Annotated in this window: 8 protein-coding genes; all 8 read left to right on the top strand. The window is 36.8% G+C overall.

Annotation, left to right across the window (positions count from 1 at the left end):
* Positions 1 to 93 precede the first annotated feature (93 nt).
* The 8 genes from rfbD (at position 94) to P7D84_RS07735 (ending at position 12659) form a co-directional block, all read left to right on the top strand.
* Complete coding sequence (gene rfbD, locus P7D84_RS07770; protein ID WP_311805883.1) at positions 94 to 939, top strand: dTDP-4-dehydrorhamnose reductase; 846 nt, start codon at positions 94 to 96, stop codon at positions 937 to 939.
* A gap of 33 nt (positions 940 to 972) precedes the next feature.
* Entirely contained in the window at positions 973 to 1824 is an 852-nt protein-coding gene (locus P7D84_RS07765; protein WP_311805991.1) for a glycosyltransferase, read from the top strand.
* Positions 1793 to 3877, top strand: a complete 2085-nt coding sequence (locus P7D84_RS07760) for a DUF7657 domain-containing protein (protein ID WP_311805881.1) — start codon at positions 1793 to 1795, stop codon at positions 3875 to 3877. The genes P7D84_RS07765 and P7D84_RS07760 overlap by 32 nt, the downstream gene beginning before the upstream one ends.
* Before the next feature lie 97 nt (positions 3878 to 3974).
* A complete protein-coding gene (locus P7D84_RS07755; RefSeq protein ID WP_311805880.1) occupies positions 3975 to 5081 on the top strand; it encodes an EpsG family protein in 1107 nt (368 codons plus the stop codon).
* 233 nt (positions 5082 to 5314) lie between these two features.
* Positions 5315 to 6127, top strand: a complete 813-nt coding sequence (locus tag P7D84_RS07750) for an ABC transporter permease (RefSeq protein ID WP_311800204.1) — start codon at positions 5315 to 5317, stop codon at positions 6125 to 6127.
* A 12-nt stretch (positions 6128 to 6139) separates the two neighbouring features.
* Positions 6140 to 7345, top strand: a complete 1206-nt coding sequence (locus P7D84_RS07745; protein WP_311800203.1) for an ABC transporter ATP-binding protein — start codon at positions 6140 to 6142, stop codon at positions 7343 to 7345.
* A 2-nt stretch (positions 7346 to 7347) separates the two neighbouring features.
* A complete protein-coding gene (locus tag P7D84_RS07740; protein ID WP_311805879.1) occupies positions 7348 to 10509 on the top strand; it encodes a glycosyltransferase in 3162 nt (1053 codons plus the stop codon).
* A gap of 5 nt (positions 10510 to 10514) precedes the next feature.
* Positions 10515 to 12659, top strand: coding sequence for a glycosyltransferase family 2 protein (locus P7D84_RS07735; protein ID WP_311805877.1), 2145 nt, complete (start codon positions 10515 to 10517; stop codon positions 12657 to 12659).
* Positions 12660 to 12854 lie beyond the last annotated feature (195 nt).

Raw genomic sequence — 12854 nt, 5'->3', positions numbered from 1 at the left:
CTTTTTTATGGGTTTTTCATTAAAGGCTCATAAACTGTGAGCAGCAGCTATATCTTTTTGAAAAAAATTAATAAGAATAAGGAGTCGAGATAAATGATTTTAATCACAGGTGGACAGGGACAATTAGGAACAGAATTGCGTCACTTACTAGATGAAAAGAAGATCGAATATGTTTCCACAGATGCTGATCAACTAGACATCACAGACAAAGAAGGTACCTACAAATTCATTACTGAGATGAAGCCAGAAATTATTTATCATTGTGCTGCCTATACAGCAGTTGATAAGGCAGAAGATGAAGCCAAAGAGTTAGATGAAAAAATCAATGTTGATGGTACGCGCAATGTGGCTGAAGGGGCAAAAGCAGCGGGCTCAACCTTAGTTTATATCAGTACAGATTATGTTTTTGATGGTAAGAAAAAAGAAGGTATGTATCAAGTGGATGATGCAACAAATCCATTGAATGAATATGGTCGTACGAAACTTTTAGGTGAAGAAGCCGTACAAGAAATCATGGAAGACTACTACATTATCCGGACTTCTTGGGTATTTGGTATTTACGGACATAATTTCATTTATACGATGCAAAAACTTGCTGAGACACATGATCGTCTAACAGTCGTAAATGATCAATTTGGCCGTCCTACTTGGACCCGTACATTGGCAGAATTCATGACCTTTGTGATTGAGAAAAAAGCGCCGTTTGGTGTTTATCACTTATCTAATGAAAATAGCTGTTCTTGGTATGAATTTGCCAAAGAGATCTTGAAAGACACACAAGTAGATGTGGCGCCTGTAACATCAGCTGAATACCCGCAAAAAGCTACTCGTCCACAATATGCGATCATGGATTTAAGTAAAACAACGGCACTAGGCTTTGAAATACCAACTTGGCAAGAAGCGTTAGCAAAATTTCTTGAATTAGCAGCTAAACAATAATTAAATGATTCGGAGGTGAGAAGTTTGTTTGAAATGGTAGTTGTTTTGTATAACATGACGTATTTAGAATCGTCGACAATTAAAAGTTTAAACGAACTGCTTGCCTCTGAAATTTTTTCTGAAATTAAAAATATCTTGATTTTTGATAACAGTGAACAAGCCACCGAACCTAGAGGATTAGATGAACGTTTCAGTTACTATCACAGTTTTCAAAATGTTGGCTTGGCGCAGGCTTATAATTATGCGTTAAGTCAATGCGGTGCTGAGACCAAATGGTTGGTCACACTTGATCAAGACACTGTTTTAACACACCATTACTTAAAAGAATTGATTCGAACGGCTGCAAAGGCAGCAAGCTCTGTCGTAGCATTAGCACCAGTCGTTACAGATAACACACAACAGATTTCACCTGTTCGCAGCGACACATTGCGTCCATTACATAGTACATTACCTCAAGAAAATCAAACCTATTCCCAAAATATCATGGTAATTAATTCAGCCACCGCGCTACGGATCAGTTTTTTGCAAAAAATCGGGGGTTATAATCTAGATTTTCCATTAGATTATTTGGATTATTGGCTAAGTTGGAAGATTTTTATTGAACATAAACAGATTCATATTCTAAAAACTGCGTTGCAACATCAATTATCGGTACTGAACTATGCAGATCAAATGTCTATTTTTCGTTATCAATCGATTTTACAAGCTGAAAAATGCTATTATTCTTTATACGAGACAAAATTATTTACACAATATCGCAGACAATTATTTTTGCGAGGATGCAAACAATGCTTGACCGGAAACTTTACTTACAGTAAAGAAACATTTAAATTTTTCATCTCAGGAGGAAACAATGGAAACAAGAGCACAAAAGCGGGCGAATGAGGAAGCCTATGAAAGAACTAATCCTTTTAAATGGATGATAGACCAGATCATTCGTTTTCGTTATTTGATTGGCTTAATTTTTCTAATTTTGATTGTTGCCCTGAATTTAAATGGGAGTTCAATCGGCTCATGGGATAAAATTGTTTCAGAGCGCAGTGATAATAAGACATCAGACGTTATTTTTGGTGAGAACCGGGAAGTCCGCTCGGATGAATGGATGGTTCAAACGCCGTTTTATTTTTCGCAGGCTGAGAGCGATTATCCAGTTGTGAATAAACAGTATGGCAAAGAAGGTCAGAATATGATCATTGCTTACAATTCACCAGTCAAAGATTGGACAGTGATTGGAAAACCATTTAACTGGGGCTTTCTTTTTTTAGGGAAAGAACGAGGCTTATCTTTTTATTGGGGCTTTAAGATTATTGGGATGCTGTTACTAAGTTTTGAAATGGTCATGATTTTGACCAAACGCAATAAGTATTTATCATTGCTTGGTTCATTTTGGCTCACTTTTTCTCCTGCAATCCAGTGGTGGTTCATGCAGCATGTGGGAGACTTGATATTTTTCACACTAGCGATTATGGTGGCAAGTTACCATTACATTGCAAATCATCAAAAGAAACTCCTGCGTTTATTTATGATGGGGTTGATCGTTATCAACGGAATCGGTTTTGTTTTAGTATTGTATCCAGCGCATCAAGTTCCGTTAGTGTATTTGATCGTATTCTGGCTGTTTGGGACATTGATTCACTTCAGAAAAGAATTGATACTAGATATTTGGGATTTGCCAATCATTATTGGCGGTCTAGGAATCATTGGCATTGTTCTTTTTCATTTTTACAATACGTCAAAAGACGCAATCGATGCGACGCTCAACACGATTTATCCTGGACGTCGAGAAGCTAGTGGCGGAGGACGGCCGCCTTCTGATTACTTCTATTTTTTGACCAATTGGAAGCTCCCATTTGCGGACTTTAAATTCCATGGGACAAATAATGGAGAAGTCGCATCGTATTTTAATTTCTTTCCATTAACAGTGCTATTATCGCCGTTTATTATCTTTACAAAACAAGGAAAAGAAGAAAAATATCTCGGTGCAATCTTAGGTTTATTCTGTTGTTTCATGTTTGGTTGGACATTCTTCGGCTATAGTCATAGTATTGCCAAAGTGTTAATGCTGACTTATGTAACAAGCACTCGTGGCTTAGTAACTTTAGGATTTGGATCGGTTCTACTTTCTCTTTGGATGATTCATTTTATTTGGGAATATGTAAGAGTTCCAGGCTGGGTAAAATTGATTTTTCTAGGTCTGATCCTTGCATTAGCTAATCATTCGCTAGTTACTTCTGTGATGGGCTTATATTTCAATCGATTTGAGATGCTTATGACGTTGATAGTATTTGCCTTGATTTTGTTCAGTTTATTATTCAAATTGAAAAAAATATTTCTACTGACCATGAGTCTGGTCGTATTGGCTTCGGGAATCTTTGTAAATCCTGTCGTTCACGGAACCGGAGCAATCGATAAGAAGACGTTGGCTGAAGAGATTGTTCGGATTAAAAAAGAGGATCCTGAAGCCGTATGGCTATCTGAAGGAGATCTTTATAATTTCACACCAGCATTAGGGGTGAATACAATTAATTCTGTCCGTTTCTATCCAGATATGAAATTGTGGCATAAGATTGATCCTAAACATAAACATGAAAAGATTTATAATCGCTATGCCCACACTAGAGCGTTTATTACCGCAGATAAAACAAAATTTTATTTGGATCGGCCAGATAATTTTACTGTAAATATTAATTTCACAGATTGTAAGAAATTAGGGATCAAATATGTCATCAGTAATCGACCGTTGCAAGACTATAATCCTTTAAATTACGCTCAATTTGAACAAATCTATGGTCCGGATGAAGACAAATGGTCGATTTATCAGTTGAGTTTTACCTCAGGTGATACGCAAGCAACCATTACAGAAGATCCTGTCGGTGGTACAGAAGATTATCAAGAGATTCCACAGCAAGCACCAAATGATTATGAATATATCAATTAAATCCCAAAATAAATTCTTTGGATCTAGCAATAATTGCTGAAGATGATTTTGATGGGGAGTATTTTTATCTATATATAGAAGGAAATTAGGTGTGTACATGAGTTATTTACTTTTTTTAGGTATGGGAAGTTTGACGGCGATTTTTAGAAAGAATAGAGTCATTTGTTCCATTCTAGTTTTTCTATTCTGGATAGCCATGACTTTCAATACGTTGATTGCAGATCGGGGTCAATATCAAAAATTTTATAGTGATCCGGTTGCTGCAAAAGAAGAGTGGGGATATACACAACTTCAACTCATAGCAAAAACGATCGGCTTGTCGTTTCAAGCCTTCTTTGCGATTATAATCGGTGCGGCACTATTGATGATTCTTTACACGGTTTTAAGAGCCTCACTTAATCCTGGTTGGACGTTAGTCTTGTATTTGATTTTTCCCTTTACAATGGATGCTGCCCAAGTTAGAAGTTTTGTTGCCGCTGCGTTCATTGCGACTGGATTAGTTGTTTTGGCAAAAGATCGCAGTCTATCAAGTATTGTAAAATATTTGGTTCTCGTTACTGGAGGAGTCATGTTTCATTATTCAGCAATCTTTTTCTATCTAGTAGTGATTGCCTACTTCGTACCAACTGCGGTCTTATATCTAGCAACGACTTTGTTTGCTCTATTTACAGCTTCAAATCTTAATAACGTGATTCGATTCGTTGGGCGCTTATTACCGTTTATTGATTATAAGATCAAGCGCTATTACCATGCAGATTCTATGACTGCACCTGCAGAGATTAAGGGATATACGATTTATTTGATTTTATTATCTTTACTGGCTTTAATTGCTTGGTTGATGATTCGACACAGCCTTAAAAATCCAAATGAGCGATTTTTTGCTAGTAAACAGCATTTGGCAAAAATCAATAATTATTACTACAATCACGCGGATTTAGTAATAAAAGTCAATGCATTGTTGATGCTGGCACTTCCTTTGCTATCGATCTCAGTAAGTTTTGACCGATTAATCAGAGCCTGTCTGTTATCAAATTATATTCTATTTGCTAATGCGCTAGGATCTAAAGCAAGTTGGTGGGTGAAAACTTTATTTGCAATTGCTTGCTTGCTATTTGTCGGTTACTATTTTAATTTTTATATTTATTCTCGTTTTCCAGAAGTTGTCTTTCGTTCCGTATTTGAACAAAATTTATTTTTACCGTAAGAAGAGAAGCGACACTCTTAAAATGATGTGGAATCATTTTAAGAGTGTTTTTGTATCAGCTGAAAACGACACGGTCATCTATTTTATTAAATAATACTTACTAACTATTCAAGCAAAGTTGAATTACCGAAGCTTTTCTTAATGACCTTGCTTTTATATATATCTTTCTGTAGAATAGTAGCGTTAATCAACTGTAGAAATAATAAATAAAGCGTTAGATGAGAGGAAAAAAAATGTTCAAAGACTTACTTGGTTTTTCTAAAGAAATTTTTCAAAATCGTAATTTGCTAAAACAATTCTCTGTGAATGACTTCAAGGCGCGTTATGCTGGTTCAGCCTTAGGAACTTTCTGGGCTTTTGCGAACCCATTAGTGATGGTCGTGACCTATTGGTTCGTTTTCGGCGTTGGTTTTAAGGCAGCCATGACTGATGGAAAATATCCGTTTATTGTCTTTCTATTGACTGGTTTAGTACCATGGATGTATTTTTCAGAAGTACTTGGCTCAGCAACAAATGTTTTTCGGGAATACAGCTATTTAGTTAAAAAAGTTGTCTTCAACATTCGTATCTTACCTACTGTCAAGCTTTTCTCTGCATTGTATATGCATGTATTTTTTATTATCATTGCCTTTATCGTGGGGATCTTTAATCATGTAGTACCTGATTTGCATGTATTGCAAATGTTCTACTATCTTTTTGCGATGATGATGTTTTTGACCGGTTTGACGTGGGTTACTTCATCAATCCAGCCATTTTTCCCTGATATCAATCAATTTATTGGTGTAATCATGCAAGCTTTGATGTGGGGGACTCCTGTTTTATGGAGCATCAATCAATTTGCAGGTCATCCAACCATTCAATTTATCTTAAAATTCAATCCGATGTTTTATATCGTCCAAGGCTATCGCGACGCATTTTTTGGCGAGCAATGGTTTTGGGAGAAACCGTTATTATCGATCTATTTTTGGGCTGTGACTTTGATTTTATTAGTGGTCGGCAGCATTGTCTTAAAACGCTTGAAACCACATTTTTCTGATGTTTTATAAGGAGATAATTAAATGACTGAAACAGTAATCGAAATCAACCACTTAACAAAGAAATATGATATGTACAAAAAACCTTCTGATCGATTGAAAGAAGCGTTAAGTCCTACGAGAAAAACGTATCATGAAGTTTTTTATGCGTTGAATGATGTAAATGTTCAAGTAAAAAAAGGTGAAATGATCGGCTTCATTGGGGAGAACGGTTCAGGGAAATCAACTATTTTAAAAATCATCACAGGGGTTTTAACGCCTTCAGAAGGCGAAGTGAAAATCGAAGGAAACATCGCAGCGTTACTAGAACTAGGTTCTGGTTTTAATCCAGAATACAGTGGTTATGAAAATATTTTCTTGAACGGGATGGTCTTAGGTTTTTCTCGAGAAGAAATGGAAGAAAAAGTTGATGACATCATTAATTTTGCTGATATTGGCGATCATTTGTATCAACCAGTTAAAACTTATTCAAGCGGGATGTTTGTCCGACTGGCCTTTGCCGTTGCGATCAATGTTGATCCGGATATCTTGATTGTTGATGAAGCTTTGGCCGTTGGTGACTTGGAGTTCCAATTAAAATGTATGGAAAAATTTACGGAATTACGAAATGCTGGAAAAACGATTTTATTTGTTTCGCATGATGTCAATGCGGTTCGTCGTTTCTGTGACCGAGTTTATTGGTTGAAAAACGGTGTCGTTGAAGCAGAAGGTGAAACAATGGAAATCACGGAGACTTATGAAAACTTTTTGAAAAAGAAATCGTTGAAAACAGTCGATCGTGATAATTCTACTTCGGATGAATTTTCTGCTTATGATATCGTTGAAGTGAAATCAGCGGAGTTATTAGATGGAAATCTGCAGCCGCTAGAAATCGTCGAACAAGACAGCAAAGTTGTGATCAAAGTGGTTTATAACGTGAAAGATGATTCAATCAAAAGACCGGTTCTAGGTGTAGCAATCCGAACAGTCGATAACAATTACGTTTGTGGATTAAACACATTACTAGATGAAGAATCGATTCCTTGGAAAAAAGGGGAGAATGTCTTTTATTTAGAATACGAAAAAATGGCGCTTTTAGGCGGCGAATACTATTTTGATGTGGCGCTTTTTGAAGAAAATGCAACAGTGCCGCTCGTCTATAAAACAAGATATTTGACCATGTTTATTTCTGGGAAATATGTCGGCGAAGGCATCGTCGTTTTGGATCATAAGTGGAAGGATACGATTTAATTATGAAGTATGATTTTGATTTGTCGCTTGAAGAACATACGAGTGTAGGAAAAATCATCAGTCAAATCACTGAAGGTTCGTCCGTTTTGGAATTTGGTCCTGGTAATGGCCGAATGACCCAATATTTGATCAACGAAAAAAAATGTGAAGTATCGATCGTCGAATTTGATCCGGTCTTATTTGAGCACGTCATGGGCTTTGCCCAGGACGGCTTTTTAGGAAATATCGAAGAATACAAATGGAATGCTCATTTTGCGGATAAGAAGTTTGACTTTATTATTTTTGCGGATGTTTTGGAACATTTGACAGACTCAGAAAAAGCGTTACAAGAAGCTAGCAAATTCTTAGCGCCAAATGGCGAGATATTATTGACTTTCCCCAACTTGGCACACAATTCAGTAATGATCGATTTGTTTAATAATAAATTGGATTGGAAGCAATACGGTTTATTGGATCGAACACACAATAGTTTTTATACTCAACAAGGATTTGAAGAATTATTTGCACGGATTCATTTGTCGATTCGGCGGGAAGATTTCACTTATTCGCAAGTGGGTCAGAACGAATTGCCTGCAAATTACGGGGATCTGCCACAGATGGTTCGTTATGATTTTAAGAATCGTCCGTTTGGTGAAGTATATCAATATTTTTACGCATTGCGTAAAGAACCGGTCGAACAACCAGAACGAGTCGATCCGATTAATTCAAATTATAATAAACAAGTCCAACTGGCTTATTTGGTTGATGGAAAATTTGATGTTGAGCCTTATATATTCAATAATCAAACGAATGAAAATAAAACTACGAATCACCATGCGCCAGCGAACGCTGAAAAATTACGGATTGTTATTGGGAAAGTCCCAGCAACCATTGAATTATCGGTCATCGTTGACAATAAGTTGTTAGCAATTGAAGAAACGAATGCCTCTTGGTATCAAGAAAATCTATTTCTATTTCCTGAAATCACAGAAGAGCCTTATGTGATAATCGATGGGTCATTGATTGCAGGAAAAGAGTACACAGTGACTGTCAATGTCTTGAACGAAGAAGAATTTATTCCTTCTGAAATGAAAGTCATCCAAGACGTGACAAATGAAAAAATCAAGAACCGCTTACTTACTTTAAAATTAAATTATTTGGATCAATACGATTATCAATTAAAAGAGATTCCTTATATTGATGCAGCTAGTGAGACTAAAGGAATCAAATTGGCAATCGAATCTATTGAGAACAATGAAGCCGAAAATGAAGTGATCGTCAAAGGCTGGGGTTTTTCAGAAAAAAATTATCTACCGCTGGATTATTTATTAGCAGAATCGATGAATGACTTGCAAGTCAATCCAATTTACCGACCAGATGTAAACGAGGTTTTTGGTATTGATTCAACGGAGAAATACGGATTTATTCTAACGGTCAAAGAGCTGCAAGTAATGGATGATTTTAAATTATTCGTCATAGATGAACAAGATCAAGTGTACCCAATCACAGCTAAACATACAAAACCTGTGAACACACCAATGACCAGAAAAATTCGTCACTTGTTAGGCTCAATCAAACGCAATGGTTTTTCGGGTGCACTGAAAAATTATCAACGGTCAAAACAACAAAGTGCAAATTATGAAGAGTGGATGACAAAAGTAGAGGTTCTCACTCGAGCAAAGTTGGTTGAGACATTGAATCAATTAACTTTTCAACCTAAAATTTCTTTAGTCGTGCCTGTGTATAATGTCGACGAAAAATGGTTGCGCGCTTGTGTAAAATCATTGACGGACCAAGTATATCCAAATTGGGAACTGTGTTTGGCTGATGACGCGTCACCTAAGATTCATATCAAACCATTGTTGCAAGAATTAGCAGCTGAAGATGAACGTGTGAAAGTTGTCCTTCGTGAAAAAAATGGACACATCTCTGAAGCGACCAATTCAGCGATTGAAATCGCAACAGGGGAGTACATCGGATTTTTAGACAATGACGATATTTTAGCAGATACTGCCTTGTTAGCTGTAGTAAATGCACTAAATGAAGACAAAAATCGTGAGTTTATTTATACTGATGAGGATAAATTATCAATGAGCGGTAAACGATTTGATCCTTTCTTCAAACCTAATTGGAATGAAACTCTTCTATTAGGACACAACTATATTACTCATTTTGTTGTGGTAAAACGTTCAATCGTAGAGAGTATCGGGGGATTACGAACGGAATTTAACGGCAGTCAAGATTATGATTTTGTTCTGCGGGCGACCGAAGCGGCTAAAGAGATTTATCACATTCCTAATATTCTTTACCATTGGCGCACGATTGAAACTTCAGTAGCGATGGATCCGCAAAGTAAAGAATACGCTTATGTAGCTGGTAAAGATGCTTTGCAAGCGGCGCTTGAACGACGTAATCTTGGGGGTGTCGTTACTATGACAAAAAATTATGGTGCCTATAAAATTGATTTCAAGCATGAAACAAAACCGAAAGTTTCGATAATCTTAAGTGGAAAACCAAGTGATATACAGTTGAAGGCAATTCTAGCAACGGATTGGGAAAATTTTGAGATCATAACCAATGCATCGAAAGTAAATGATGAGCGGATCAAAGTATTTGCTGGTAAAACTGAGAACGAATTAGCTAAAGAAGCGACTGGAGAGTTTTTGGTGTTTCTAGCAGCAGAATTATCACCAACAAAGGAAAGCTGGCTGAATGAAGCGCTGAATTTTGTCCGATTGCCATCTATCAGTGCTGTTACAGGTAAAATTATCAGCAAAGATGAAGCGATTTTAAATTGTGGTGTAATCATTGATCCTATAAATGAGCGGATCATTTACGAAGAACAAGGACTGTCCAATAAAACAATTGGAACTTATTTCCGTCCCGCGTTGCCACGAGAAATTTATACAGCCACAGAAGATACACTGATCATCAGCAAACAAGATTTCTTAGCTTTAGATGGGTTTGATACGACACTGCCACCAGAGATTAAAGGCATTGATTTTTCAATCCGATTAGCCAAAGAAAATAAAAAACTAGTTTTCGATCCGTATTTTGAAATGCGTTATCCTGGTGAAAATCACTTTAGTGTGAAAAAAGAAGCATATGATAAGTTAACGAATAAATATTCTCAAGAATTGAATGATCCATTGATCAATCCAAATCAATTCAGTATAGGAGGGTAATTCCGATGACAAAAAATGAACAAGTTTGCATTGATCAATGCAGTTATCATCCTGAAACTAAACAATTAGAAATCAAAGGATGGGCCCTTGATCTGATCACCAAAAAGATTCCTGAGATTATTATCTATCCAGAAAATGTGATTAGTGATAAAAGCGAACGTTATCCGCGTTCAGATGTAGCAGCTGCTCATAAAACCAGTGCCAGCTTGCAAATGGGGTTTCATTTAACGATTGAGGCAGCAGATCCGGCTGAAAAAATCATCCTTGCTTTTGATTTCGATGGGAATACTCAGACCCAATCATTTATCCCAAATGAAAATGTTGTGAAGGAGGCAGCGCAACCTTCACAGATTCATACATTTTACGGTAAAGTTCGAAAAGGATTAGGTTATCTGAAACGCAATGGTGTAAAAAATACGTTACGTCGGATCAAGTTAGAACAAACAAAACAGTCAGATGAAAGCTATCAACAATGGATTGCTGAAAATGAGAATTGGGATATTGCAGCAATTAAAGCAGAAATCAACGACTTTGACTATCAACCAGTCATTTCGATTTTGATGCCGGTTTATAATGTAGAAGAAAAATGGCTGGAAAAATGTATCGAATCTGTTCAAAATCAATTTTATCCAAACTGGGAACTATGTATGGCAGACGATCATTCTACGGATGCTTCGGTCAGACCGCTGTTAGAAAAATACGCAGCACAAGATGCGCGTATTAAACTTGTTTTTCGTTCTGAAAACGGACATATTTCTAGAGCGACTAACTCAGCATTAGAGATTGCGACAGGGGAATTCGTTGCATTGTTAGACAATGATGATGAATTAGCCCCCATTGCTTTATATGAAGTAGTCAAATGTTTGAATCAAAATTCAGAGTTGGATTTGATCTATAGTGATGAAGATAAAATAGACATGGTAGGCAAACGTTTTGATCCAGCCTTTAAACCTGATTGGTCGCCAGATTTATTATTGGGAACAAATTATATTTCTCACTTGGGTGTCTATCGTCGTACTATTATGGAAAAAATCGGCGGCTTTCGTGTTGGCTATGAGGGATCACAAGATTATGATTTGGTTCTTCGTTTTACTGAGCAAACTACAGCTGAACGAATCGCTCATATTCCGCAAATTTTATATTACTGGCGTATCTTACCAAGCTCAACTGCTGCAGATCAATCAACGAAAAGTTATGCATTTGATGCGGGCTTAAAAGCGGTTCAAGACGCGATTGATCGTCGAAAGATCAAAGCAACTGTTCAACATGCAGCAGGGAATGGTTTGTATGATGTGGATTATCATGTAATATCTGAAGAATTAGTCAGCGTAATTATTCCAACACGCAATGGCTATGATGATGTGAAACGCTGCGTGGATTCGATTATTGATAAGACGACCTATTCAAATTACGAAATCATTATGGCAGATAACGGCAGTGATCAACCAAAAATGCAGGAACTCTATGCCGATTATCAAAAACAATTAGGCGAGCGATTTATCGTTGAATCGATTGATATTCCTTTCAATTATTCTCGTATCAATAACCTGGCCGCTAAAGTTGCAAATGGGACTTATTTATTGTTTTTAAATAATGATACCGAAGTAATCACGCCTGAGTGGATGACGAAAATGGTGTCATTTGCCCAGTTTGATCGAATCGGCTGTGTCGGAGCAAAATTATATTATCCTAATAATACAATCCAACATGCGGGAGTTATCTTAGGAATGGGTGGTGCAGCCGGACACGGTCATCATACCTTCCCACGGGGAGATTTTGGCTATTTTGGAAAATTAGAAATCAACGTCGATTATTTAGCTGTCACAGCTGCCTGTTTAATGATTCGTGCCAAAGATTTTGCTGAAATCGGAGGATTTAATGAAGAATTAACTGTCGCTTTCAACGATGTCGATCTATGCTTGAAAGAGTACGAGAAGGGACACAATAATGTCTGGCTTCACGGCGTAGAATTGTATCATTTTGAATCCCAATCACGCGGCTATGAAAATACGCCAGAAAAACAAGCCCGCTTTGAAAAAGAAACCAAGTACATGGAAAAAACTTGGGCAGATTATATTGAGAACGATCCCTATTACAATCAAAATCTGACAAGAACCGGTGGAGATTTTTCCGTGAGGTTAGAGAAGTGAGTTTTCTCGATGCGTAAATTCTAGATTTCATTATCATTTTTCAAATATTTTAGCTTCATGCTGGTAGGCACATAAAACTTAACTTATTCAATATGCAATGATTATGACGAAAATAATTGAGAGTGTAAAATATTTTGTGTAAATGAATAAAATCCATACAAAAAAGGAAGTCCCTTCTGTAGAATTAAGTTTACG

Source organism: Enterococcus dongliensis, assembly GCF_031927985.1.
Classification (GTDB): Bacteria; Bacillota; Bacilli; order Lactobacillales; family Enterococcaceae; genus Enterococcus_A; species Enterococcus_A dongliensis.
Note: the sequence above shows the minus strand (reverse complement) of the source record. Positions and strands in the feature narration are given on the sequence as shown.

What these genes read in the sequence shown, in the direction of transcription:
- rfbD (WP_311805883.1), top strand. Translation starts at nt 94, where the DNA reads ATGATTTTAATCACAGGTGGACAGGGACAATTAGGAACAGAATTGCGT.
- P7D84_RS07765 (WP_311805991.1), top strand. Translation starts at nt 973, where the DNA reads ATGGTAGTTGTTTTGTATAACATGACGTATTTAGAATCGTCGACAATT.
- P7D84_RS07760 (WP_311805881.1), top strand. Translation starts at nt 1,793, where the DNA reads ATGGAAACAAGAGCACAAAAGCGGGCGAATGAGGAAGCCTATGAAAGA.
- P7D84_RS07755 (WP_311805880.1), top strand. Translation starts at nt 3,975, where the DNA reads ATGAGTTATTTACTTTTTTTAGGTATGGGAAGTTTGACGGCGATTTTT.
- P7D84_RS07750 (WP_311800204.1), top strand. Translation starts at nt 5,315, where the DNA reads ATGTTCAAAGACTTACTTGGTTTTTCTAAAGAAATTTTTCAAAATCGT.
- P7D84_RS07745 (WP_311800203.1), top strand. Translation starts at nt 6,140, where the DNA reads ATGACTGAAACAGTAATCGAAATCAACCACTTAACAAAGAAATATGAT.
- P7D84_RS07740 (WP_311805879.1), top strand. Translation starts at nt 7,348, where the DNA reads ATGAAGTATGATTTTGATTTGTCGCTTGAAGAACATACGAGTGTAGGA.
- P7D84_RS07735 (WP_311805877.1), top strand. Translation starts at nt 10,515, where the DNA reads ATGACAAAAAATGAACAAGTTTGCATTGATCAATGCAGTTATCATCCT.